Genomic DNA, 23,925 nt, shown 5'->3' with positions numbered 1-23,925 from the left:
CCATCATGTCACAGGTTACTGAAAATAAAGTTATTGCTGCACCGGTGCCAATGACTCCGCTGCAGGAGTTCTGGCACTATTTTAAACGCAACAAAGGTGCGGTTGTTGGGCTGGTGTACGTTGTGGTGATGATCCTGATTGCGGTCTTTGCCAACGTCCTTGCGCCGTACAATCCGGCAGAACAGTTCCGCGATACGCTGCTGGCTCCTCCTGCGTGGCAGGAAGGCGGTACCATGGCGCATCTGTTTGGTACTGATGATGTGGGCCGCGATGTGCTGTCCCGCCTGATGTACGGTGCGCGTCTGTCGCTGCTGGTCGGCTGTCTGGTGGTGGTGCTCTCCCTGCTGATGGGCGTGATTCTCGGGCTTATCGCCGGCTACTTTGGCGGGATTGTCGATAACGTCATTATGCGTGTGGTCGATATCATGCTGGCGTTGCCGAGCCTGTTACTGGCGCTGGTGCTGGTGGCGGTGTTTGGCCCCTCGATTGGCAACGCCGCGCTGGCGCTGACGTTCGTGGCATTGCCGCACTATGTACGTCTGACGCGCGCCGCCGTGCTGGTGGAAGTTAACCGCGACTACGTCACCGCATCCCGCGTGGCGGGAGCCGGTGCGATGCGCCAGATGTTCGTCAATATTCTTCCTAACTGTCTTGCGCCGCTGATTGTTCAGGCGTCGCTGGGCTTCTCTAACGCCATTCTCGATATGGCTGCTCTCGGCTTCCTGGGGATGGGCGCACAGCCGCCTACGCCGGAATGGGGCACCATGCTCTCTGACGTGTTGCAGTTTGCGCAAAGCGCCTGGTGGGTCGTGACCTTCCCGGGGCTGGCAATCCTGCTGACGGTGCTGGCATTTAACCTGATGGGTGACGGTCTGCGTGACGCGCTCGATCCCAAACTGAAGCAGTAAGAGGTTCGAGATGGCGTTATTAAATGTAGATAAATTATCGGTGCATTTCGGCGATGTCGGTTCCGAATTCCGCGCCGTAGACCGCATTAGCTACAGTGTGAACCAGGGTGAAGTGGTTGGCATTGTTGGGGAGTCAGGCTCTGGTAAGTCCGTCAGCTCGCTGGCGATTATGGGATTGATTGACTACCCAGGCCGGGTAATGGCCGAAAATCTGGAATTTAATGGTCGCGACCTGAAGCGCATCTCTGAGAAAGAGCGTCGCCAGTTAGTGGGCGCGGAAGTCGCGATGATCTTCCAGGACCCGATGACCAGCCTTAACCCGTGCTATACCGTTGGTTACCAGATTATGGAAGCCATCAAGGTGCACCAGGGCGGCAACAAAAAAACGCGTATTCAGCGGGCGATTGACCTGCTGACGCTGGTGGGGATCCCCGATCCGGCCTCGCGTCTGGATGTATATCCGCACCAGTTGTCCGGTGGGATGAGCCAGCGCGTCATGATCGCGATGGCGATAGCCTGTCGTCCAAAGCTGCTGATTGCCGACGAACCGACCACGGCGCTGGATGTGACTATTCAGGCGCAAATCATCGAGCTGCTGCTGGAGTTGCAGCAAAAAGAGAACATGGCGCTGGTCTTGATTACGCACGATCTGGCGCTAGTGGCCGAAGCAGCGCACAAAATTATCGTGATGTACGCCGGGCAGGTTGTGGAAACCGGGGCCGCGCAGGATATTTTCCGCGCGCCGCGTCACCCGTATACCCAGGCGTTGCTGCGCGCGTTGCCGGAGTTTGCTCAGGATAAAGCGCGTCTGGCTTCGTTGCCGGGCGTGGTTCCCGGTAAATATGACCGTCCGAACGGCTGTTTGCTGAATCCGCGCTGCCCCTATGCGACCGACAAATGCCGCGCTGAAGAACCTGAACTGAACCTGCTGGAAGGCGGTCGTCAGTCGAAATGCCACTACCCACTTGATGATGCCGGGAGGCCTGGGCTATGAGTACGCAAAAGGCCGCTTTGCCACAGCCGCTGTTGCAGGCAATTGACCTGAAAAAACACTACCCGGTGAAAAAGGGCATGTTCGCCCCGGAACGCCTGGTGAAAGCGCTGGACGGTGTCTCCTTTACCTTAGAACGCGGTAAAACATTGGCGGTGGTCGGCGAGTCGGGCTGCGGGAAATCCACCCTTGGCCGCCTGCTGACAATGATTGAAGTTCCGACCGGCGGTGAGCTGTATTACCAGGGGCAGGATCTGCTTAAGCACGACCCGCAGGCTCAGAAGCTGCGTCGGCAGAAAATCCAGATTGTGTTCCAGAACCCGTACGGTTCCCTGAACCCGCGTAAAAAAGTCGGGCAGATTCTGGAAGAGCCGCTGCTAATCAACTCCGCGCTGAGCAAAGAGCAGCGTCGTGAAAAGGCGCTGGCGATGATGGCGAAAGTGGGGCTGAAAACTGAGCACTACGATCGCTATCCGCACATGTTCTCCGGCGGTCAGCGTCAGCGTATTGCCATCGCTCGCGGGCTGATGCTTGACCCGGACGTGGTGATTGCCGACGAACCGGTCTCGGCGCTGGACGTTTCCGTTCGTGCGCAGGTGCTAAACCTGATGATGGACTTGCAGCAGGAACTGGGGTTGTCATACGTCTTCATCTCCCACGACCTGTCGGTAGTTGAGCACATTGCCGATGAAGTGATGGTGATGTACTTAGGCCGCTGTGTGGAAAAAGGAACGAAGGATCAGATCTTCAATAATCCGCGTCATCCGTACACGCAGGCGCTGCTTTCCGCAACGCCGCGCCTGAACCCTGACGATCGTCGTGAGCGTATCAAGCTGACCGGTGAGCTGCCAAGCCCGCTGAATCCGCCGCCGGGCTGTGCGTTCAACGCGCGCTGCCGTCGTCGCTTTGGTCCGTGTACCCAGCTTCAGCCGCAGTTGAAAGATTACGGCGGTCAACTGGTCGCCTGTTTCGCCGTTGACCAGGATGAAAACCCGCAGCGATAAACGTGGGTTATGACCCAATAACCGGAGCCTTGTGCTCCGGTTTTTTTATATTTTGTTTTTACGCCCACAATGTGAGTCCTCTGGCAGAACATTATTCCATAGCGTCTAAAATGTAGTCAGATTTTCTCTTGTCACAGAAATATCTGTTTCGCAGTTGCTAACTATCAGGAGCAAATGTGGTCACGATACGCTGGGATATTAAAACAATTGATCGTCTGTCGATGGTTGAGGATGTCCTGAAGGAATTTTCCTGCTGCGATATCAATATCATCTCGATGAAAGTCACGCCTGGACGGATCCTGATTAAATCCTGGTGCCGCCAGTTACAGGATATTTCCTGCGTGCAATCCTGTTTAAGCCAGCGCGCCGATATTATTAACGTCGCTTACCTGTGCGAAGAGATAAGCGAGCTGTCGATGTCTGAGCCGGAACGCCCGCGCTATTTCTCTGACATTATTTGCAGCAGCCAGAGCATGCACTCGCTTATCGAAAAGGCGATAAAAATTGCCGACAGCAAATACACTGTTCTGATCCGCGGTGATACGGGTACCGGCAAAGAGCTGTTAGCCCGGGCTATCCATAATTCCGGGCAGCGGCGTTTTTATCCGTTTATTCCGGTCAACTGCTCTGCGCTACCTGAGTCGCTGATGGAGAGTGAATTCTTTGGCTACGAGAAAGGGGCCTTTAGCGGCGCAGACGGTAAAGGCAAAAAAGGGCTGTTTGAAATGGCCGATAAAGGCACCCTTTTTCTCGATGAATTTGGTGAAATGCCGCTGAGTTTACAGGCTAAATTACTGCGTGTTCTTCAGGATGGCGGGATCCGTCGCGTTGGCGGGGCGCAAATTATTCCGGTCAATGTGCGCATTATTGTGGCCACCAACGCCAATCTGGAAGAGAGGGTGGAACAACGTCTGCTGCGCGCGGATCTCTATTACCGCATCAACGTGCTTTCACTGACTATTCCGCCTTTGCGGGAGCGCCCACAGGATATCAGCCTGCTGATTCGCCACTTTGTGCAGAAATACGCGAAGGAATTCCAGCGGCGGATCATTCTGGATAAAGCCTGCTTTGATGCCCTGCATCATCACAACTGGCCGGGAAACGTGCGTGAACTGGAAAATACCATTATTCGCCTGATGCTGATGGCGGAATCCGATGTTATTACGCGGGAAGAATTAGGGATGGTGAATTTGCCCGCCGTTGAGCAGGCACCGACAGAACGTCCTTTTAAAGAACAGGTTTTGTGTGCTGAACGTCAGCTTATTGAACAGATGGTGGAAGAGAATGTGTCGTCGCGGCATATTGCCAAAGCGCTGGGGGTATCACATACCACGGTACTGAATAAAATTCGCAGCTATCAACTGGAGGGTGTGGATTAAGCGCCGCCAGTGGCTGACGGCGCAGTATACGTGGATTATTCAATCAGCTTCAATAATGGCGACAGGCACAGCAGGATCCCGTACAGCAGGATGAGCCAGGTTTTCAGCCCGCGCAGTTTTTCCAGTTGCGTTACTTTATAGATCAGGAAAAACGGAATAATACACGACACAATCCCGTACAGTGGGCTACCCAACTGGAAGAACACCAGTACCGAGACGCGAAATGATACCCAAATGACCAGGGTGATAACAATAAAGGTGCAAATACCTAGTGTAAGCACCAGGGGATTAATTTTCTCGACGTCAATAACGCGACTCAGAACGTTAAGAATAATACCTTTAATCGCCTCGTGGAACCCCAGATAAATACCAAAGAATGCGGTTAATACGGCGAAGATATTCAGCACCGTGGAGGTGATATGAATAATTTGCCCTGGAATGACCTGCGCCGCCAGCGCCAGTGCGGAAATATTTTGTTCAAAGGCCGAAACGGCCTCTTCATGGCTAATAGAAAAGGTAAAAGAGAAAGAGAAAAACAGAATGACCGCAATCAGCGTAATGTAACTGATCCGATGCGTACGGATTGCCATACGCGTGGCCAGCACCCGATCCGCCACCCGTTTGCGGTAGGCGATGTTCATTGGGTTCAACACCTGAATAAACACCGCTGAGAAGAAGCAGAACGGGATGGTCAGCAGCACGTCGCGAAAGAAGACCGATGCTTCAGGGAATGCGCTGATATTAGCGAAGTTCCAGTGCGGAACCATCGCAAAACCAAACACGATGATGATACCCACTTTGACTACCACCATCGGACCGGAGATTTTGAACAGCAGTTTTTCTCCCCCGGAAGCAATGGCGACCAGCACGGCAAAAATGGCCACTTTGTAGATTATCGACTGTGAGAGATCGGCCTCGGTCAAGCCGAAAGTTTTGATATATGAGGCACTGTCAAAAACCACGGATAAGGAATAGATAAATATGCCGTGAATAATCATCAGAAAATAGATGACGCCAAGAAATACGCCCCAGTTCTTGCCCAGATAATGACTAATAATATCAGTATAGTCATTACAGGTTTCACTTTCTGATAATGTTTTTAAATAAATATCCTGCACAATATAGGTTGCCGGATAGGCAATAATAAAGGCGACAATGAATACCCAAATGCCTGTTAAACCTATTTGTACCGGCATCAGTACCGTTCCGGCGCCAATTGCCATGCCGATGCACAGTAATACCCAGCCAAAATCGTATTTCGTGAATGGTATTTTCTTTGAGAATGGTACGGCGGTTGCTGTATTGTTGCTTAGTTGTAGTGTGTTGTCCTGCATAGAACCCCCTGCCCAAAATACGCGCTCCCCCCGAAACAGGATTGCGCGTATTGCCAGACTGTTGTGCCTTGATTCTCAACAACCTGAACCGATCTGCGTCGGTTCAGGTCATAATGGTCAGAATGTTGCCTTTCTGATGGCGTGTTCAAGGTCGTTAATAATATCTTCTGGATCTTCAAGACCCACAGAAAGACGGATAAGCCCGTCGGTAATACCTGCTTTAAGCCGTTCCTCTGGCGCAACGGGCGAATGTGTCATAGACGCTGGGTGCTGAATGAGGGTTTCGGTATCACCGAGACTGACCGCGAGGAGGCACAATTCTACAGAATTGATCATCCGTCTGCCAGCCTCGAGGCCGCCAGCGATTTCGAAGCTGATGATTCCTCCTGGCAAGCTCATCTGCCGCTGACCCAGCTCATACTGCGGATGCGAAGACAGGCCAGGATAATAGACCCGGGTAATGGACGGATGCCCTTCGAGGAAGCGGGCGATTTTCAACGCGTTTTCACAGTGGCGCTCCATACGAATACCCAGCGTTTTAACGCCGCGCAGCGTCAACCAGGCGTTGAACGGACTCATGCAGCCGCCGGTGATATCTTTCAGCCCAACAAACCGAGCCTGGTCGATAAACTCCTGCTTGCCGACGATAATGCCGCCAATCACGTCCCCGTGGCCGTTGATGTATTTAGTGACGCTGTGCACCACGATGTCTGCGCCCAGTTGCAAAGGCTGCTGACAGTAGGGCGACATAAAGGTGTTATCCACCACCAGCAATGCGCCTTGCTGATGGGCAATGCCGGCCACCGTTTCAATATCAACCAATGAGAGCGTCGGGTTAGCGGGTGTTTCGATATACACCACTTTGGTTTCCGGACTCATGGCGGCGCGAATTTCTTCAGGCTTAGCCGCATCGACAAAGCTGACGTTAATGCCAAACTTCGGCATGCTGTGCGACAAAAACGCGTGGGTACAGCCGTAAATCGCGCTGGCGGAAACAATATGGTCGCCCTGCTGGCATAACGTCAGCAGCGTTGTGGTGATGGCAGAAATACCGGACGCGGTTGCCAGCCCGGCTTCACCTCTTTCCAGTACCGCCAGCTTTTTCTCCAGCGCATCGGTGGTGGGGTTACCCAGGCGGGTGTAAATGTACCCGGACTCTTCGAGCGCAAAGCGGGCGGCACCTTGTTCGGCGCTGTCAAAAACAAACGTTGAAGTCTGGAAAATAGGCGTACTGAGCGCGCCAGTTGAAGGGTCGGGTTGTTGCCCCGCGTGAACGATCTGGGTGTTGAATCCGTAAGTACGACAGTCAGACATGATATCTCCTTTAATTCGGAACAGAACAGCTCACAGTCAAATAGCAATCGCTGTGCCAGAAATTGAATTAATAGATATCAATTGGTTATGTGTTTTCCTGGATTGATAGTCGGCAGGAATGTTGCCAACTGGCAAGAATCTTTCCAGCGTACTGGCGAGAAAAAAGGGTGAAATGCGAGGCGCTACGCAGAGCGGAATATTGCGCAGTGATATGGCAAGTGGGCTACCGTAGAATCAGCGGCAAGCTGGGAATTCCCGGTGAGGCGCAATGTTGCGGGGGCTTGATCCCCGGCGGCATCGGTTGCTGGAAAGAGAAAACCCCCGCACGTTGTTCGGTATAAACCTGGCAACAAAACGGGGGCTAACTTGACTCCAGACAAGTTAAGGATAGCCGCGAACAGTTGCCATTGCAACACAGGCGGCTATATGACGCTCGCACAGTTAGGCGTGGCCTTCTGGCACGATTTAGCGGCTCCAGTCATCGCTGGCATTATTGCCAGCCTGATTGTGAGCTGGCTGCGTAACAGGAAGTAATGCGCTTTGTGGGCGTCTGTCTGCCGCGATGGCAACATGCGCCCGAACCAGGCCGCAGGGGCGACCTTGCGGCCTTTTTCGGCTTAAATGCAGATAAATCTCGTCGTCAGGTGCCTATCCTGTCGCGATAATGCATGCTGGGAAGTTTTCAGATACCGCCTCTCTTAATACCGCTACGATCGGGTATACTCTGACGGCAGTTTCGTCTATCCGTGGAGAGTCAGTTTGCGTGTCAGTCGCTCGTTAACAATTAAGCAGATGGCAATGGTTGCGGCCGTTGTCATGGTGTTTGTGTTTATTTTTTGCACCGTTTTGTTGTTCCATTTGGTCCAGCAGAACCGCTATAACACGGCTACGCAACTGGAAAGTATCGCTCGCTCCGTCCGTGAGCCTCTGTCGGGCACAATCCTGAAAGGGGATATTCCCGAAGCGGAAGCCATTTTACGAAGTATTCGGCCTGCAGGCGTGGTCAGTCGTGCCGATGTGGTGCTGCCCAATCAGTTTCAGGCGTTGCGCATGAGCTTTATCCCTGAGCGTCCGGTTCCGGTTACGGTGACCCGTCTGTTTGAGCTTCCGGTACAAATCTCGCTACCGGTCTATTCTCTTGAGCGTTCTGCGAACCCGCAACCGCTGGCGTATCTGGTGCTGCAGGCGGATTCTTACCGCATGTATAAGTTCGTGATGAGTACGCTCTCAACGTTAGTGACCATTTACTTACTTCTATCGTTAATCCTCACAATAGCCATCTCATGGTGTATTAACCGATTGATTTTGCATCCATTACGTAAAATAGCTCGTGAGTTAAACGATATTCCCCAACAGAATCTGATTGGCTATCAGCTGACGCTGCCGCGTCTGCATCAGGATGATGAGATTGGCCTGCTGGTGCGTAGCTACAACCTCAATCAGCAGCTGATTCAGCGCCACAGTGAAGAACAAAGCGACAATTCAATGCGGTTCCCGGTTTCCGAACTGCCCAACAAGTCGTTTCTGATGGAACTGCTGGAGCAGGTTGTTACCCGCCAGCAGACGACGGCGCTGATGATTGTCACCTGCGAAACCCTGCGTGATACCGCGGGTGTGTTATCCGAGACCCAGCGGGAAATCCTGTTGCTTACGCTGGTGGAAAAGCTGAAGTCAGTATTGGCCCCCAGAATGGTGCTTACCCAGGTGAGCGGCTATGACTTTGCCATCCTCGCACATGGCGTAAAAGAGCCCTGGCACGCGATTACACTAGGTCAGCAAGTACTTACTATCGTTAATGAGCGATTACCGATTCAGAGTATTCAACTCCGTCCTGCCTGCAACATTGGGGTGGCGATGTTTAATGGCGATTTGACCGCAGAACAGCTATACCGCCGGGCGCTCTCGGCCGTGTTAACGTCGCGCCACAAGGGTAAAAACCAGATTCAGTTCTTTGATCCGTTGCAAATGGAAGAGGCGCAGCAGCGTTTGACGGAAGAGAACGATATTCTTACCGCGCTGGATAACCGTCAGTTTGCGCTCTGGATGCAGCCGCAGGTGGAGATGTCCAGCGGAAAGGTATTGAGCGCAGAAGCATTATTGCGAATGCAGCAGCCGGACGGAAGTTGGGAGCTGCCAGAAGGGTTAATCGACAGGATTGAGTCCTGTGGTCTGATGGTAACGGTCGGTTACTGGGTGCTGGAAGAGACATGCCGCCAGCTGTCAGCCTGGCAGGAACGCGGTCTGATGCTGCCTCTGTCGGTGAACCTGTCTGCGCTACAGCTGATGCACCCGAGTATGGTGTCGGATCTGCTGGAATTGTTAAATCGCTATCGCATCAAGCCAGGGACGTTGATTCTGGAAGTGACCGAAAGCCGGCATATTGATGATCCTAATGCCGCTGTGGCTATTTTACGCCCGCTGCGCAACGCAGGCGTGCGTATCGCACTGGACGATTTTGGCATGGGGTATGCCGGTCTGCGACAGCTGCAGCATATGAAGTCGTTACCGGTAGATGTACTTAAAATCGATAAGATGTTTGTCGATGGCGTTCCTGAAGATTGCAGCATGATCTCCGCCATTATTCAGCTGGCTCATAGCCTTAATTTGCAGATGATCGCCGAAGGCGTCGAAACCGAAGCGCAACGCGAATGGTTATCACAAGCCGGAGTTGAAGTGGCGCAAGGGTTCCTGTTTGCAAGGCCGGTCCCGGCAAATATCTTCGAAGAACGTTATCTGACGCCGGAAAACGCTGATTACAAAAGTTAAAAAAGGTCTCGCTTGTGCGAGCCAGCTCAAAATTTTTAACATTTCTGTATCAATTATGATCCAGGTGCATTTCTGTCATGTTGAGTGGGTGTTACTTTAAGGCCGCAGGTTAAACAAAACCTTACAAGACCTGTGGTTTTTACTTTAAGGACACCCTATGAAAACCTCTATATTCAAAAGCCTTTACTTTCAGGTCCTGACAGCAATTGCCATAGGTATTCTCCTTGGCCATTTCTATCCTGAATTAGGCGCACAAATGAAGCCGCTTGGTGATGCTTTCGTTAAGCTCATCAAAATGGTCATCGCACCTGTCATCTTCTGTACTGTCGTTACCGGCATTGCAGGCATGGAAAGTATGAAAGCCGTAGGCCGCACCGGTGCGGTTGCACTGCTTTATTTTGAAATTGTCAGTACGATTGCGCTGATCATCGGCCTTATCATCGTCAACGTGGTGCAACCCGGTGCCGGGATGAACGTCGATCCGGCGACGCTGGATGCCAAAGCGGTTGCAATGTATGCAGAGCAGGCAAAAGACCAGGGGATCGTAGGTTTCCTGATGGATATTATCCCGGCGAGCGTCATTGGCGCGTTTGCCAGCGGTAACATCCTGCAGGTATTGCTGTTTGCAGTAATGTTTGGTTTTGCGCTGCATCGTCTGGGTAGCAAAGGCCAGATGATTTTCAACGTGATTGAAAGTTTCTCACAGGTTATTTTCGGCATCATCAATATGATCATGCGCCTGGCACCGATCGGTGCTTTCGGTGCCATGGCCTTTACCATCGGTAAATATGGCGTCGGGACGCTGGTCCAACTGGGTCAGTTGATCATCTGCTTCTACATCACCTGTATTTTGTTCGTGGTGCTGGTGCTGGGCTCAATTGCGCGCGCAACTGGCTTCAGTATCTTTAAATTCATCCGCTATATCCGTGAAGAACTGCTGATCGTTCTGGGGACTTCCTCTTCCGAGTCCGCGCTACCGCGCATGCTCGATAAGATGGAAAAACTGGGCTGCCGGAAGTCGGTTGTCGGATTGGTTATACCCACGGGCTACTCGTTTAACCTTGATGGGACATCAATCTATCTGACGATGGCGGCGGTGTTTATCGCACAGGCCACCAACAGCCATATGGATATCTTCCATCAGATAACCCTGTTGGTAGTACTCCTGCTCTCCTCAAAAGGTGCTGCGGGTGTGACCGGGAGTGGCTTTATTGTTCTGGCCGCGACTATCTCTGCGGTGGGGCATTTGCCGGTTGCAGGTCTGGCGCTGATTCTCGGTATTGACCGCTTCATGTCAGAAGCCCGTGCGCTGACCAACCTGATTGGTAACGGTGTTGCAACTGTCGTTGTGGCTAAATGGGTGAAAGAATTGGACACCAAAAAGCTGGATGATACGTTGAATAACCGTGCGCCGGATGGCAAAACGCACGATTTATCCTCTTAATCTCGTCACTTATGCCCGTAGTCCCTTCCAGGACTGCGGGTGTTTGCGCATAATTACCCCCTGTGCCTGAAACTGCCGATTCGGCGGCGTCGGGATTTTTTCACTTCCTCCGTGACATTTTTATGTTCTTGCGGTCTAACACGAAGTGTTTTTAACGTCATATTCAGAGAGTCCTTTCACGGGCTGTCTTTTTATTTCCAGGATAGTTGATCAGGGGTTCACATGCAGGGCACAAAAATTCGACTTTTAGCGGGCGGCTTGCTGATGATGGCCACTGCCGGCTATGTGCAGGCAGATGCGCTCCAGCCTGACCCGGCGTGGCAACAGGGTACGCTGGCAAATGGTTTACAGTGGCAAGTCTTGGCCACTCCCCAGCGCCCCAGCGACCGTATTGAGGTTCGCCTGCTGGTTAATACCGGTTCACTCACCGAAAGTACGCAACAGAGTGGTTTCAGCCATGCGATCCCGCGTATCGCGCTGACGCAAAGCGGCGGCCTCGACGCCACGCAAGCCCGTTCACTTTGGCAGCAGGGGTTCGATCCCAAACGTCCCATGCCGCCCGTTATCGTTTCCTATGATTCCACGCTGTATAACCTCAGTCTGCCTAACAGCCGTAACGATTTGCTGAAAGAGTCGCTTTCATATCTGGCCAATATTTCCGGCAATTTGAGCATTACCCCTGAAACGGTCAATCATGCGCTGAGTAGTGAAGACATGGTGGCAACCTGGCCGTCAGATACCAAAGAGGGATGGTGGCGCTATCGTCTGAAGGGATCGACGCTGCTGGGTCATGATCCAGCCGATCCGCTGAAAACGCCTGTCGATGCGACGAAAATCCAGTCCTTCTACCAGAAATGGTATACCCCGGATGCGATGACGCTGATTATCGTCGGTAACGTAGATGCGCGCAGCGTGGCTGAGCAAATCAACAAAACCTTTGGCGAATTAAAAGGTAAACGCGAAACCCCGGCGCCGGTACCGACGCTCTCTCCGCTGCGTGCAGAGGCTGTGAGCATCATGACTGATGCGGTACGTCAGGATCGTCTGTCTATTATGTGGGATACGCCGTGGCAGCCGATCCGTGAATCTGCCGCACTGCTACGTTACTGGCGCGCTGATTTAGCTCGCGAAGCGTTGTTCTGGCACATTCAGCAGGAGCTCACCAAAAACAATGCCAAAGATATTGGCCTTGGATTCGACTGTCGGGTGCTGTTCCTGCGCGCGCAGTGCGCCATCAACGTTGAATCACCGAACGGTAAGCTGAATGCGAACCTCGGTACGGTTGCGCGTGAGCTGGCCAAAGTGCGTGATAAGGGGCTGCCGGAAGAAGAGTTTAATGCGCTGGTGGCGCAAAAGAATCTGGAACTGCAGAAGCTGTTTGCCACCTATGGTCGCACCGATACCGATATTTTGATCAGCCAGCGTTTGCGCTCACTGCAAAATCAGGTGGTGGATATTGCGCCTGAACAGTATCAGCGTTTACGCCAGAGCTTCCTGAACAGCCTGAGCGTTGAGATGCTGAATCAGGACCTGCGTCAGCAACTGTCGCAAGACATGGCGTTAATCCTGCTGCAGCCAAAGGGTGAGCCTGAATTCAATATGAAGGATCTGCAGGCGACGTGGGATAGCATTATGGCGCCGGTTACCGCAGCGGCAACCTCGGTTGAGACGGATGAATCACATCCTGAAGTGTCGGACATCCCGCCGGTACAGTAGACCTGTAGGCCGGGCAAGCTAAGCGCCCCCGGCCTACAAGAACAACACGTTATTGCGGCATGGCGTCGCGGGGGATAATCGCCCCACGATGCTGAATGACGGTGCTTGCCGTCAGATGGCCGCGTTTTGCGGCATCAGCGGCATCGCCACCGGTCAGACGTACCGCCAGATACCCGGCGCTGAAGGAGTCTCCCGCAGCGGTGGTATCGATCACCTTCTCTTTCGGTAGTTTTACGGCCGGAACGTCGATCAGTTCTTCGCCTGCAATGGAAACCAGGCAAGAGTCTGCGCCGCGCTTCACAACCACTTCCTGAACGCCAGCAGCGTGAGTACGGGCAATCACCTCGGCAACGGGTTTTTCACCCCACAGCGCGTCTTCATCGTCCAGCGTCAGGAACGCAATATTGGTGCATTGCAGCATCTCCTGATACACCTGCTGGGTCTCTTCTTTACTGCTCCACAGGCGTGGACGGTAGTTATTGTCAAAAATGACTTTTCCACCGTTGGCACGGCATTCACGCAGCAATGACAGCAGCTTGTCACGACTTGCCGGGCTTAAAATCGCCAGGCTGATTCCGCTCAGATACAGATAGTCAAATGTCGCCAGCTCTTCGCAAATCGCGGTGGACTGTTCGCTCTCCAGCCAGAATTTTGCGGCGGCTTCATTACGCCAGTAATAGAAGGTGCGCTCGCCGGTGCTATCGGTCTCAATGTAATAGAGGCCCGGCAGGCGGTTTTCCATGCGCTGAGTTAATGAGGTATCGACGTTTTCGCCCTGCCAGGATTCCAGCATTTGTTGGCTAAAACTGTCGGTACCCAGTGCAGTCACATAGTGTACGGAAAGTGCCGCAGCATCGACCTGACGGGCGATATAAACGGATGTATTCAACGTGTCGCCACCGAATCCGCGCTGAACGTCAGCGCCTTTCTGTGACAGCTCAATCATGCATTCGCCAATCACGGCAATCTTTCTGGACATAGTCGTAACCTGCTCTGAAAAAAATTAGCGTTAGTGTGCGCTGTGGGTGTTAAGTGGTCAACTATATTAAAACATCGTTCCATTATTTTTTTGAGCCAGCACGTGTTCTGCGTCGTTTTTTGCCGCTTAGTTTCTATTTTGCGTACGGCTGAACGTAAAGTTCTGCGCCTGAGCGCCGATAACCTTTGACGAGTCCGGTCAGTCACACTCTTATTTACAGGACATCTCAGATGATAAAGCAGGTTACCCAGCAGCTAATTACGCCCGATGCGAGTATTGAAAGCTTGCAGGAGAGACGCTATTGGCTGCAGTGCGAGCGTGCTTACACCTACCAGCCGATTTACCAGACCAATGGTCGGCTGATGGCCGTTGAGCTGCTGACCGTCGTGAGCCATCCTGAAAACCCCTCCCAACGCATCGCGCCAGACCGCTATTTTGCCGAAGTAGCCGTCCGACATCGTGTCGATGTGGTGAAAGAGCAGCTTTTACAGCTTGAACAAAAAGCAGCGTTTTTCCGGGTTAATAATCTGCTGGCATCAGTGAATGTCGACGGGCCAACGCTTATTGCCATGCGCCAGGATCCCGAAATCCTGAAAATCATCGAATGCCTGCCGTGGCTGCGCTTTGAACTGGTGGAGCATATCCGTTTGCCGAAGGGCTCGTCGTTCGCCTCAATGTGCGAATTTGGCCCGCTCTGGCTGGATGATTTCGGTACCGGTATGGCGAACTTCTCGGCCCTGAGCGAAGTGAGTTACGACTATATCAAAGTGGCGCGGGATCTGTTTGTCATGCTGCGCCAGACGCCGGAAGGCCGCAATCTCTTCACGCTACTGTTACAGCTGATGAACCGCTATTGCCGCGGCGTAATTGTTGAAGGCGTCGAAACGCTGGAAGAGTGGCGTGATGTGCAAAACTCACCGGCTTTCGCGGCCCAAGGCTATTTTCTCTCTCGTCCAGTGCCCCTGGATACCCTCGAAGACGTTATTCTGTCCCTTTGATGAGGATGTAGAGCGCCTCCTTTTCTTCTACTGGACTATCTTTAGGACAGGCAAGGAAGGAAGTAAGGAGGTTAGACATGACGAGAACAGGTAAAATAACCACTTCAGTAATAGGGGTTTTCTTGTTGTTGATCGTCGTACTCATCATTGTGATTGCGACATTTGACTGGAACCGGCTCAAACCGACCATCAACCAGAAAGTCTCTACAGAACTCAACCGGCCCTTCGCCATACGAGGGGATTTGGGCGTGGTTTGGCAGCGCCAGCAGCAGGAAACCGGCTGGCGTAGCTGGGTTCCGTGGCCGCATATCCATGCCGAAGATATTATCCTCGGCAACCCGCCAGATATTCCTGACGTTACCATGGTACATCTCCCGCGCGTTGAAGCCACGCTCGCCCCACTGGCGCTGCTGACAAAAACCGTCTGGCTCCCGTGGATCAAGCTGGTCAAACCCGATGCGCGGCTTATCCGCCTGTCGGAGAAAAACAATAACTGGACCTTTAACTTAGCAGGGGATGAAAATCGCGATCCCAATGCGCCGCCATCCGCGTGGTCGTTCCGGCTGGATAACATTCTGTTCGATCAGGGACGTATCGCCATTAACGATAAGGTGACGAAGTCAGAGCTTGAGATCCTGGTCGATCCGCTGGGTAAACCGTTGCCCTTTAGCGAAGTGACCGGCGCAAAGGGTAAAGAGAGCAACGCCCGCGTCGAGGACTACGTATTTGGGCTGAAAGCGCAAGGGCGATATAACGGCGAACCGCTAAGCGGTAGCGGGAAAATAGGCGGAATGCTGGCGCTGCGTGGTGAAAATACCCCTTTCCCGATTCAGGCTGATTTCCGTTCGGGCAATACGCGCGTGGCGTTTATCGGCACGATAAACGATCCGTTGAACATGGGCGGGGCGGATCTGCGGCTTAAATTCTCGGGAGATTCGCTAGGGGATTTGTACGATTTGACCGGCGTACTGCTCCCGGATACGCCGCCGTTTGAAACCGACGGGCGTCTGGTGGCAAAAATCGACCCGGAAAAATCCTCTGTTTTTGATTATCGCGATTTTAATGGCCGCATTGGCGATAGCGATATTCACGGAACGCTGGCCTATACCACCGGTAAACCGCGACCCATGCTGAAGGGGGATGTTGAGTCTCGCCAACTGAGGCTGGCTGATTTGGGTCCGTTGATCGGTGTGGATTCAGGTAAAGGGGCAGAACGGGCAAAACAATCTGAACAGCGCAAAGGTGAGAAGAGCGTTCAACCTGCGGGCAAGGTCTTGCCGTATGACCGTTTTGAAACCGACAAATGGAACGTGATGGACGCTGACGTGCGTTTCAAAGGACGGCGTATTGAGCACGGCAGCAGCCTGCCGATCAGCGATCTCTCCACCCATATCATCCTGAAAAATGCCGACCTGCGCCTGCAGCCGCTGAAATTCGGTCTTGCGGGCGGCAGCATTGTTTCCAGCATCCATCTGGAAGGGGATAAAAAGCCGATGCGGGGGCAGGCGGATATCCAGGCTCGCCGCCTGAAGCTTAAAGCGCTGATGCCGGATGTGGAACTGATGCAAAAAACGCTTGGTGAAATGAATGGTGACGCCAGGTTTAGTGGGAGCGGAAACTCGGTCGCTGCGCTGCTTGGTAACAGCAATGGCAACCTCAAGCTACTGATGAACGATGGTTTGATCAGCCGGAATCTGATGGAAATTGTGGGCTTGAATCTGGGTAACTATATCGTCGGGCAGATATTTGGTGATGACGAGGTGCGGGTGAACTGCGCGGCGGCGAATCTGGATATTGTGAACGGCGTGGCGCGTCCGCAGATTTTTGCTTTCGACACGGAAAACGCGGTCATCAATGTCACCGGTACGGCGAGCTTTGCGTCGGAGCAACTGGATTTAACCATCGATCCAGAGAGCAAAGGCATTCGTATTATTACGCTGCGTTCGCCGCTGTATGTTCGCGGCACCTTTAAGGATCCGCAGGCTGGCGTGAAGGCCGGGCCGCTGATTGCGCGCGGTGCGGTTGCTGCCGCGCTGGCAACACTGGTGACGCCAGCGGCGGCCTTGCTGGCGCTAATTTCGCCGTCAGAGAGTGACGCGAATGAGTGCCGGACGATCCTGTCGCAGATGAAGAAGTGACGTCTGGCCGGATGCGGTGGTTACACCGTATCCGGCAATAGAATCACAATGACTGATGGCGGGTTTCGTGGGTTAACAGCAGCGCAATCAGCGTTAACGCCGCCATCGATGCCAGATACGTACCGACCGCCGCCAGACCGTAATTCGCCTGCAGCCATGCGGCAATGTAAGGGGCAACGGAAGCGCCAAGAATCGATGAAACATTGTATGAAAACGATGCCCCCGTGTAGCGCACTTCGGTCGGGAACAGCTCCGGCAGCAGCGCGCCCATCGGACCAAATGTCAGTCCCATCAGACTCAAGCCCAGCAACAGGAAGGCGAAAACCAGCACCGGATTGCCAGAGCCGAGCAGTGGTTTAAAGGCAAACAACGCAAACAGAATGATAAGCGTGGTGATGATGAGCATGCTCTTGCGACGACCAAACGCGTCGGCCAGCAGACCCGCCACCGGCACCATAACGCCAAAGCCAATAACCGCCATCATCAGCATCCACAACACTTCATTACGCGGCAGGCCAAGTCCTACAGGTGCTGCAGCGGTGCTGAACGTCATCGAATAGACGGTCATGATATAGAACAGCGTATAGGTCGCCAGCATGATGAACGTGCCGAGGATCGTCACGCGGACATGTTTTGTCAGCAGGGTTCCCAGCGGGATTTTCACCTGTTTTTTCGCCGCAGCCACTTTGGCGAAGACCGGAGATTCATGCAGCGAGACGCGTACGTACAAACCGATAATCACCAGCACCGCAGAGAAGATGAACGGCACGCGCCAACCCCAGCTCATAAACTGCTCGTCGGTCAGCAACCAGGAGAGCAACAGGAAAGTGCCGTTGGCGAAGAAGAAGCCGATAGGCGCGCCCAACTGCGGAAATGATCCGTACAGCGCGCGTTTACGCGGCGGTGCGTTTTCCGTCGCCAGCAGCGCAGCACCACCCCATTCACCACCCAGACCTAACCCCTGGCCAAAACGCGCCAGAGCCAGCAGCAGCGGGGCGAAAATGCCGATAGTTTCATAGCCCGGCAGCAGGCCAATGACAACCGTCGAGATCCCCATGGTGAGTAGCGAAGCAACCAGCGTGACTTTGCGCCCTACGCGATCGCCAAAATGGCCGAACACAGCGGAACCGATCGGCCGTGCGACAAAGGCGATAGCAAAGGTGGCGAGCGACTGCAGCGTAGCAGCGGTCGGATCCCCCTGGGGGAAGAAGATATGCGGGAACACGATTACCGCAGCGGTGGCGTAAATATAGAAGTCGAAGAACTCAATGGCGGTGCCAATGAGCGAGGCGACGACGACTTTATTGCGCGAGTTGACCGGGGTATGTTCCTGTTCGTTGTCGAGCGTTGTGGCTGTTGCTTGCATAATATTTTCTTATTTTAGGTCGAACGAAAGGTCATATTACGCACAGCAAAAGAGACATTTCAATCTGTAACAAACCTTGGCGTTGGTCAAAAATGGAGCAAAAAGTGGATAATTTTTAGGCTGGAGATTTCACTTCCATGAAATGCTTCACAAAATTTAAAACTTGGATGATAAAACTGGTTTTTGGTTAAATAAAAGTTACAGGCTGGATTTATTCACTAAATCAGTGAGAACAGGCGGCATTATAATTGCCGGATGGCGCTGCGTTTATCCGGCCTACAAACTCACCCGTAGGCCGGATAAGCGCAGCACCATCCGGCCAGTTAACAAAGATTAGCGGTGGGTTTTACCCGGCATACGCGGGTCATCTTTGTATTCCGCCGTGGCAATCCAGGCTGCGCAAAACAGCGTCAGACGGGCGAAGAAGTAGAAAAATGCCATCAGTCCAAGCACGGAACCAAATGCCGCGCCTGACGGTGATTGGACCAGCGATGGCAGCGTGTACGTCATGATCATTTTGATGACTTCAAACCCCAGCGCCGCGATAAACGTACCGCGAATGAGCGCTTTCTTACGCGGTCGGTGACGCGGTAGCCGCCAAAAAATCCAGAAGAACAGCAGGTAGTTGGCGAAAATAGAAATGGCCAGGCCGATCAGTCGCCAGGCGGGCTTCAACCAGTCGATACCGTCGAGATACAGCGCAGAGATAATCATCTGCTGGGCGGAACCGGCGATGGAGGTAATGGACAGAGTAACAATCAGCGCAATCAATAAGCCAATCAAGGACACAAAATCACGCAGATATTTGACCCAAATTTTTTCCTGATCCTGTGGGGTACGCTCCCAGACATCCCGCGACTGGGCACGAATCGCTTCGCGCAGATTGCCCATCCAGTTAATTCCGGAATAGAGCGCAATGCCAAGCCCGACCAGACCCACGGTGGTACGTTGCTGAACGGCGGTATTGATGGTGTTTTTCAACGTGGAGGCGAGCGTCGGGTCGCTGACGTTGAGCAGAATTTTGCTGAAGATATCCTGCAACAGCGTAGGGTGCGAAGCGAGAATAAAACCTGCGGCGGCAAACGACACCATCAGAATGGGGATCATCGACAGAAACGAGAAGTAGGTGATGGCGGCGCCAAACTGGTTTCCCATGCGGTCATTAAAACGCTCTGCAGCACGAATCATATGGGCGATGACGGGCTGACGTTGAATTTTATCGGCGAAGGTCAGGGCGGTTTTCAACGCCTGATTGGTCGTACCGTCGGTTTCTGTTTTTTTACGCTCCTGGGTCTCAATTTTTGGGATCGGTGCGTGCTCAAGTTCCTGAATGGGGCGTTTAATTTCTTTTTCCTGCGTCATCAGGGCAGTAATCCTTGTTTTATTCATTCTCAAGACAGTATAGCTTGTCAGTCCACGTAGTCTTTCATCACGCCGGTCAACCATTCCATAAACAGGTGTACCCGGCGGGAGAGGTTGCGGCGATGCGGATAGAGCAATGAAACCGGTAATGGCTCGGCGCGATATTGCGGCAATACTTCGACCAGTGTACCGGCGCGCAGGGCTTCACGTACACCCACGCGCGGTACCTGAATAATGCCCAGACCGGCAAGACATGCCGCATGATACGTTTCGGTACTGTTCACCGTCAGCATACCGCCGGTTTTAACCCATTTAGCACCGTTGTCTGTCGCCACTTCGAAGCCTTGCGCACGCGTTCCCAAATTGACCGAGTAGTGCACCACCGCATGGGAGGCTAAATCTTCGAGGCTTTCCGGATAACCAAAGCGGGCGAGATATTGTGGGCTGGCGCAGTTAATCTGGGTGAGTTTTCCCAGCGGGCGTGCAATCAACCCTGAATCTTTCAGCGTTCCCACGCGTACTACACAGTCGAAGCCTTCGCGGATCAAATCCACCAGACGGTCGCTGCTGCTGAGTTCGAGCTCAAGGCCCGGATATTGATGCAAGAAGGTCGGTAAGCGGGGCATCACCAGATTTCTCGCCACGCCAACCGGCATATCGACGCGCAGCTTGCCGCTGATGCTGGCCGGATCGTGATGAAATAGCCCATCCAGTTCATCCAGGTTGCTCAACAGATCTTTCGCACGTTCGTAATAAATCATGCCGTCTTGCGTGAGCTGAACGCGACGGGTAGTGCGATGCAACAACTGCGTGCCCAGATGATTTTCCAGGGCCTGGATTTGGCGCGATACGCTACCTTTAGGAAGTCCGAGGGTGTCTGCCGCGCGCGAAAAGCTCTCCAGTTCTGCGACGCGGATGAACAACTGCATTGCGTGAATTTTATCCATTCTCATGCCCTATTGTTGTTCTAAATGAAACAGTAATGCGCAGTCAGCGGTATTTATTGTTTTTCTACCACCTAATAAGCTTTATCTCAATTTTAACAACACCTGAAATGAGGTTTCTTATGACGCAACGTATCGCATTGGTGACCGGCGGCGGCCGTGGACTCGGTAAAAACGCGGCGCTGAAGCTGGCGAGTAAAGGAATTGGTATCATCCTGACGTGGAACAGCAATGAAAAAGAAGCGCAGCAGGTTGTGGAGGAGATCCGCCAATCTGGCAGTAAAGCAGCGGCATTGCCGTTGAATGTCGGCGATATTTCGACTTTCCCACAGTTTGTTAAACAGGTGCAGGAAACCCTACGGACGCACTGGCAAAGCGACACCTTTGATTATTTATTGAACAATGCCGGGATTGGCATTAACGCACCGTATCCGGCGTTCACCGAAGCGCAATTTGACCAGCTTTTGAACATCCATTTTAAAGGTCCTTTTTTCCTGACGCAGAACCTGCTGCCGTTGATCAACAGCGGTGGACGGATCCTTAATGTTTCGACCGGGCTGGCGCGCTTTGCGCTGCCAGGCTACAGCGCTTACGCTGCCATGAAAGGCGCGATGGAGGTGTTAACCCGTTATCAGGCAAAAGAGCTGGGCGAGCGCGGTATTACGGCGAATATTATAGCGCCTGGCGCAATAGAGACGGATTTTAGCGGCGGAAACGTGCGGGATAATGCGCAACTGAATGCGTACATCGCATCGCAAACGGCGTTGGGGCGCGTTGGGTTACCGGATGATATTGGCGACGCTATTGCTGCGTTGCTCAGCGATGAGCTGGCCTGGATGACGGCGCAGCGTATCGAAGTCTCTGGCGGGATGTTCCTGTAATCGACCCTCTTTTGGTCAGCCTTTGGAGCAATAGAAAACTGGCGCGCTATCATAGTTAAAAATATAGCTGGTGGCGTTTGCCGGTATTATCTGAAATCTGATCCCGCGATCGCGGTGCTGAAAGAAATCGGGGATAAACGTTCTGAAGAATTCATTCTTCTTCGGGAGTGGATTTGTTTCATCAGAAACCATGATCACTTCCCCATCCTCATGCCAGTATTTAAACGTCACTTTATTACTGACGGACTGAGACTGAGCGCCATCTTCTGTATATTCCCCCACGGCTTCATAGTTACCATTACCGTTATTAAGATTAAAGTCCAGGATCATATCCAGTACCGAATTGTCATACACAATGGCGGTGTGGATCTCACAGCTAAAATTCGCTCGCTGATGTTGAATATAAATGGCGGCCAATAGCGGTGCCGCAATCGCCAGAGCAATCAGCGACCAGATTAGAAGACCCTTATTTATTTTCATTATATTGCTGCTTGTAATAAATGGAGCGGCAACGTGTGGCGCTCTTTTGTGGGTTATTATCGCAAATTAACACCGTTACACCACGCTGCGCATGGTTGAGGGTTAAATAAGCATTTTCGCCTTCATGACAACTGAATGGATAGCGACCGGACAACGCTTCAAATGCGCTTTGGCTTTTGTCACGATCGTACCAGGAAGAGAAAACCGTGCATCCGTTCATTTGGCCAACAGGGTGATAGCGAGCAAAAATGGGCTCTTCATATTTCCAGGTCTGATAAAGGACGCTGCAGGAGAGAATAAACAGCAGGAGAGCTACCCAGTACGGCCACAAACGCTTTGGTGATGTTTTAGTGGCCTCGACAAATGCTTCTGTTTGTTCAGATGATGGTGCGATTAAAACGGGGTCGGCAGATATTTTCTGCGGTTTAATAAAATTGTCCCGCTCACCCGCAACAACCCGGGCGATACACTTAAAGCCCGCCTTGGGCAGCGTTTTTACCACATCATCAGCCAGACCCGCCGCCTTCAGCGCTTTGCGGATGGATGAAATCGTCTGATAAAGCGCATTGGTCGTGACAACCGCTCCCTGCTTTTCCCATACGGCAGAGAAAAGATAACGTTGTGTAAGTACTTCTCCATTGTGTTCAAGTAGTTGCGCCAGGCATTCATTTACCGGGCCATGCAGAGTGACCGCGCGTTCCGGGTAACTCGCTAATGACCCAAGGCGGCGAAGTTCCGGTTCAAATATTACCGTTTCGTTTATCAGAAACACTTTATTCATGACATGACCATTTGCGGCCGTTCAGGGGCCGGATTGTCCGCGATGTTTAACTGGCTTGCGCGTAAAACTTCTGATTCAGATTTTTTAGTTTGTAAATCAAATAATTATCGTTATATCTGTCAGCGTGTTTCACGCGTTTCCCCTCAAGTTGTGCGCTATGATTCAGTATAAATCAAAAAATATCACTGCTTCTTGTGGCCGATTGCTCTTATCGTGGCGTCAATGTGATAAAGGGAGCAGACGATACAGCGAGTCAGGGGGGTAAGGATTTAATTCTTTAGAATTATAAAAATTCGACATTAAAAGTTGAGTGTTCGATCGCTTATGCGCAAACAGGGTACATACTCTGAAAATTTCACATATGAAGAATAATAAACCGTGAATTTAATTTATAACTTCTAATCTACCATAAACGAATGCTAAACGACCGGTTCCTTATAGTACATCGGGTTGTGGATTGGAAAGCATTCATAGCAGCCATATAATCCACCACATAAACGGTATGGATTATCTCAACGCTTATATGTAGAGGTGCATGTTAGTCTTCATTTAACGTGGGTATAAGATATGGGCTATCGTCTATATGGATTTATGATCGGTGATGAAATTCATTTTGACATTTCTAATCGCCGACTGTATCGGCTTACAGGTAGCCATACCGAGAAAAGCCTCGCTTTTGCGTCAATTTATTTTAATGAAACAATGTTAAGGCTTTTCCTGTATTTATTAATGAATGCCAGGAGCCAGCCGGTAACGAAAGAAGAGTTATTTGAAAAAATCTGGGAGGCGCACAGTCTGAGCCCCTCCACGCAAAGATTATGGCAGGTTCTGCACAATCTTAATAATAAACTTAGCCTGCTGGGGTTACCCAGGGATTTTATTCTTAATATAAGAGGGCGGGGGTATATTATCAATTATCCTGATGTCATCCCCGTTTATTATAGAGTGAGCGAACTCCCGACTCACGCCGTTAAAAAAAGGGAGAAGACAGATAACCTGAGTGAGTGATGTCAACCCAGGTATTTGCCCTGAGCACGCAGGTGTGAGGGGCTTTTTTTTATCGTTACCTTTTCTATATCTATTTTCTATTAATGTTCGTTAAATAGCATTGTTGTTCGGTATATACCGACTCTGGGGTAA

Annotated in this window: 20 protein-coding genes; 12 read left to right on the top strand and 8 right to left on the bottom strand. The window is 52.1% G+C overall.

Features of this window, described 5'->3' with window-relative positions:
- The first annotated feature begins 5 nt into the window (after window positions 1–5).
- The 4 genes from dppC (at window position 6) to OGV77_RS07765 (ending at window position 4,282) form a co-directional block, all read left to right on the top strand.
- A complete protein-coding gene (gene dppC, locus OGV77_RS07780; protein ID WP_016154902.1) occupies window positions 6–908 on the top strand; it encodes a dipeptide ABC transporter permease DppC in 903 nt (300 codons plus the stop codon).
- Between the two features lie 10 nt (window positions 909–918).
- On the top strand, window positions 919–1,902 hold the full coding sequence (dppD, locus tag OGV77_RS07775) for a dipeptide ABC transporter ATP-binding protein (protein WP_005133837.1): 984 nt from the start codon (window positions 919–921) through the stop codon (window positions 1,900–1,902).
- Window positions 1,899–2,903, top strand: a complete 1,005-nt coding sequence (gene dppF, locus OGV77_RS07770) for a dipeptide ABC transporter ATP-binding subunit DppF (RefSeq protein WP_087050772.1) — start codon at window positions 1,899–1,901, stop codon at window positions 2,901–2,903. Before dppD ends, dppF begins: the two co-directional genes overlap by 4 nt.
- A 176-nt stretch (window positions 2,904–3,079) precedes the next feature.
- The gene (locus tag OGV77_RS07765) at window positions 3,080–4,282 is read left to right on the top strand and encodes a sigma-54 interaction domain-containing protein (protein WP_087050773.1); all 1,203 of its coding nucleotides are present in this window, start codon (window positions 3,080–3,082) and stop codon (window positions 4,280–4,282) included.
- Window positions 4,283–4,317: 35 nt separating this feature from the next.
- On the opposite strand, the gene OGV77_RS07760 is transcribed toward OGV77_RS07765, so the two are convergent.
- Together OGV77_RS07760 and megL are read right to left on the bottom strand one after the other, a co-directional pair.
- Window positions 4,318–5,616 carry an aromatic amino acid transport family protein gene (locus tag OGV77_RS07760; protein ID WP_043018665.1) on the bottom strand — a complete coding sequence of 433 codons (1,299 nt, stop codon included), beginning with the start codon at window positions 5,614–5,616 and terminating at the stop codon, window positions 4,318–4,320.
- Window positions 5,617–5,733: 117 nt separating this feature from the next.
- The gene (gene megL / locus OGV77_RS07755; RefSeq protein ID WP_080625979.1) at window positions 5,734–6,930 is read right to left on the bottom strand and encodes a methionine gamma-lyase; all 1,197 of its coding nucleotides are present in this window, start codon (window positions 6,928–6,930) and stop codon (window positions 5,734–5,736) included.
- A gap of 426 nt (window positions 6,931–7,356) precedes the next feature.
- On the opposite strand from megL, the gene OGV77_RS07750 reads away from it, so the two are divergent.
- From OGV77_RS07750 to OGV77_RS07735, 4 genes are all read left to right on the top strand, one after another.
- The gene (locus tag OGV77_RS07750) at window positions 7,357–7,464 is read left to right on the top strand and encodes a type I toxin-antitoxin system toxin Ldr family protein (protein ID WP_043018663.1); all 108 of its coding nucleotides are present in this window, start codon (window positions 7,357–7,359) and stop codon (window positions 7,462–7,464) included.
- A 225-nt stretch (window positions 7,465–7,689) separates the two neighbouring features.
- A complete protein-coding gene (hmsP, locus tag OGV77_RS07745) occupies window positions 7,690–9,696 on the top strand; it encodes a biofilm formation regulator HmsP (protein WP_286502643.1) in 2,007 nt (668 codons plus the stop codon).
- Window positions 9,697–9,853: 157 nt separating this feature from the next.
- On the top strand, window positions 9,854–11,140 hold the full coding sequence (gene dctA / locus OGV77_RS07740; RefSeq protein WP_003827429.1) for a C4-dicarboxylate transporter DctC: 1,287 nt from the start codon (window positions 9,854–9,856) through the stop codon (window positions 11,138–11,140).
- A gap of 222 nt (window positions 11,141–11,362) precedes the next feature.
- Complete coding sequence (locus tag OGV77_RS07735; RefSeq protein ID WP_043018661.1) at window positions 11,363–12,856, top strand: M16 family metallopeptidase; 1,494 nt, start codon at window positions 11,363–11,365, stop codon at window positions 12,854–12,856.
- Between the two features lie 49 nt (window positions 12,857–12,905).
- Here OGV77_RS07735 and kdgK read toward each other — a convergent pair whose 3' ends face one another.
- On the bottom strand, window positions 12,906–13,835 hold the full coding sequence (gene kdgK / locus OGV77_RS07730) for a 2-dehydro-3-deoxygluconokinase (protein WP_087050775.1): 930 nt from the start codon (window positions 13,833–13,835) through the stop codon (window positions 12,906–12,908).
- A 230-nt stretch (window positions 13,836–14,065) separates the two neighbouring features.
- Between kdgK and pdeH the strand changes: the two genes are divergently transcribed.
- Together pdeH and OGV77_RS07720 are read left to right on the top strand one after the other, a co-directional pair.
- Window positions 14,066–14,833: a cyclic-guanylate-specific phosphodiesterase gene (gene pdeH / locus OGV77_RS07725; RefSeq protein WP_043018659.1), complete on the top strand. Its 768-nt coding sequence runs from the start codon at window positions 14,066–14,068 to the stop codon at window positions 14,831–14,833.
- 77 nt (window positions 14,834–14,910) lie between these two features.
- A complete protein-coding gene (locus tag OGV77_RS07720) occupies window positions 14,911–16,971 on the top strand; it encodes an AsmA family protein (protein WP_087050776.1) in 2,061 nt (686 codons plus the stop codon).
- Window positions 16,972–17,014: 43 nt separating this feature from the next.
- On the opposite strand, the gene OGV77_RS07715 is transcribed toward OGV77_RS07720, so the two are convergent.
- From OGV77_RS07715 to OGV77_RS07705, 3 genes are all read right to left on the bottom strand, one after another.
- The gene (locus tag OGV77_RS07715; protein ID WP_003023312.1) at window positions 17,015–18,337 is read right to left on the bottom strand and encodes an MFS transporter; all 1,323 of its coding nucleotides are present in this window, start codon (window positions 18,335–18,337) and stop codon (window positions 17,015–17,017) included.
- Window positions 18,338–18,670: 333 nt separating this feature from the next.
- Entirely contained in the window at window positions 18,671–19,699 is a 1,029-nt protein-coding gene (gene yhjD / locus OGV77_RS07710; protein ID WP_087050777.1) for an inner membrane protein YhjD, read from the bottom strand.
- A 47-nt stretch (window positions 19,700–19,746) separates the two neighbouring features.
- On the bottom strand, window positions 19,747–20,646 hold the full coding sequence (locus OGV77_RS07705) for a LysR family transcriptional regulator (RefSeq protein ID WP_043018656.1): 900 nt from the start codon (window positions 20,644–20,646) through the stop codon (window positions 19,747–19,749).
- A 119-nt stretch (window positions 20,647–20,765) separates the two neighbouring features.
- On the opposite strand from OGV77_RS07705, the gene OGV77_RS07700 reads away from it, so the two are divergent.
- Window positions 20,766–21,524 carry an SDR family NAD(P)-dependent oxidoreductase gene (locus OGV77_RS07700; RefSeq protein ID WP_043018655.1) on the top strand — a complete coding sequence of 253 codons (759 nt, stop codon included), beginning with the start codon at window positions 20,766–20,768 and terminating at the stop codon, window positions 21,522–21,524.
- Between the two features lie 15 nt (window positions 21,525–21,539).
- On the opposite strand, the gene OGV77_RS07695 is transcribed toward OGV77_RS07700, so the two are convergent.
- Both OGV77_RS07695 and OGV77_RS07690 read right to left on the bottom strand, forming a co-directional pair.
- Complete coding sequence (locus OGV77_RS07695) at window positions 21,540–22,004, bottom strand: YqeJ family protein (RefSeq protein ID WP_043018654.1); 465 nt, start codon at window positions 22,002–22,004, stop codon at window positions 21,540–21,542.
- The gene (locus OGV77_RS07690) at window positions 21,991–22,785 is read right to left on the bottom strand and encodes a winged helix-turn-helix domain-containing protein (protein ID WP_051642800.1); all 795 of its coding nucleotides are present in this window, start codon (window positions 22,783–22,785) and stop codon (window positions 21,991–21,993) included. Before OGV77_RS07690 ends, OGV77_RS07695 begins: the two co-directional genes overlap by 14 nt.
- Before the next feature lie 567 nt (window positions 22,786–23,352).
- On the opposite strand from OGV77_RS07690, the gene OGV77_RS07685 reads away from it, so the two are divergent.
- Window positions 23,353–23,793 (top strand): winged helix-turn-helix domain-containing protein, encoded by a 441-nt coding sequence (locus tag OGV77_RS07685; RefSeq protein ID WP_043018653.1) that lies wholly within the window; start codon window positions 23,353–23,355, stop codon window positions 23,791–23,793.
- Window positions 23,794–23,925 lie beyond the last annotated feature (132 nt).

Origin of the sequence: Citrobacter sp. Ce129 (genome assembly GCF_030334545.1) — a bacterium.
GTDB lineage: Bacteria > Pseudomonadota > Gammaproteobacteria > Enterobacterales > Enterobacteriaceae > Citrobacter > Citrobacter europaeus.
This window is presented reverse-complemented; position numbering and strand designations above follow the sequence as displayed.

Excerpts from the sequence above, each read along its gene's own strand:
- dppD (WP_005133837.1), top strand. The coding sequence starts at position 919 with ATGGCGTTATTAAATGTAGATAAATTATCGGTGCATTTCGGCGATGTC.
- kdgK (WP_087050775.1), bottom strand. The coding sequence starts at position 13,835 with ATGTCCAGAAAGATTGCCGTGATTGGCGAATGCATGATTGAGCTGTCA.
- dctA (WP_003827429.1), top strand. The coding sequence starts at position 9,854 with ATGAAAACCTCTATATTCAAAAGCCTTTACTTTCAGGTCCTGACAGCA.
- OGV77_RS07690 (WP_051642800.1), bottom strand. The coding sequence starts at position 22,785 with ATGAATAAAGTGTTTCTGATAAACGAAACGGTAATATTTGAACCGGAA.
- OGV77_RS07700 (WP_043018655.1), top strand. The coding sequence starts at position 20,766 with ATGACGCAACGTATCGCATTGGTGACCGGCGGCGGCCGTGGACTCGGT.
- OGV77_RS07695 (WP_043018654.1), bottom strand. The coding sequence starts at position 22,004 with ATGAAAATAAATAAGGGTCTTCTAATCTGGTCGCTGATTGCTCTGGCG.
- OGV77_RS07760 (WP_043018665.1), bottom strand. The coding sequence starts at position 5,616 with ATGCAGGACAACACACTACAACTAAGCAACAATACAGCAACCGCCGTA.
- OGV77_RS07735 (WP_043018661.1), top strand. The coding sequence starts at position 11,363 with ATGCAGGGCACAAAAATTCGACTTTTAGCGGGCGGCTTGCTGATGATG.
- OGV77_RS07705 (WP_043018656.1), bottom strand. The coding sequence starts at position 20,646 with ATGGATAAAATTCACGCAATGCAGTTGTTCATCCGCGTCGCAGAACTG.
- OGV77_RS07750 (WP_043018663.1), top strand. The coding sequence starts at position 7,357 with ATGACGCTCGCACAGTTAGGCGTGGCCTTCTGGCACGATTTAGCGGCT.
- megL (WP_080625979.1), bottom strand. The coding sequence starts at position 6,930 with ATGTCTGACTGTCGTACTTACGGATTCAACACCCAGATCGTTCACGCG.
- OGV77_RS07720 (WP_087050776.1), top strand. The coding sequence starts at position 14,911 with ATGACGAGAACAGGTAAAATAACCACTTCAGTAATAGGGGTTTTCTTG.
- pdeH (WP_043018659.1), top strand. The coding sequence starts at position 14,066 with ATGATAAAGCAGGTTACCCAGCAGCTAATTACGCCCGATGCGAGTATT.
- OGV77_RS07715 (WP_003023312.1), bottom strand. The coding sequence starts at position 18,337 with ATGCAAGCAACAGCCACAACGCTCGACAACGAACAGGAACATACCCCG.
- dppF (WP_087050772.1), top strand. The coding sequence starts at position 1,899 with ATGAGTACGCAAAAGGCCGCTTTGCCACAGCCGCTGTTGCAGGCAATT.
- yhjD (WP_087050777.1), bottom strand. The coding sequence starts at position 19,699 with ATGACGCAGGAAAAAGAAATTAAACGCCCCATTCAGGAACTTGAGCAC.
- OGV77_RS07685 (WP_043018653.1), top strand. The coding sequence starts at position 23,353 with ATGGGCTATCGTCTATATGGATTTATGATCGGTGATGAAATTCATTTT.
- dppC (WP_016154902.1), top strand. The coding sequence starts at position 6 with ATGTCACAGGTTACTGAAAATAAAGTTATTGCTGCACCGGTGCCAATG.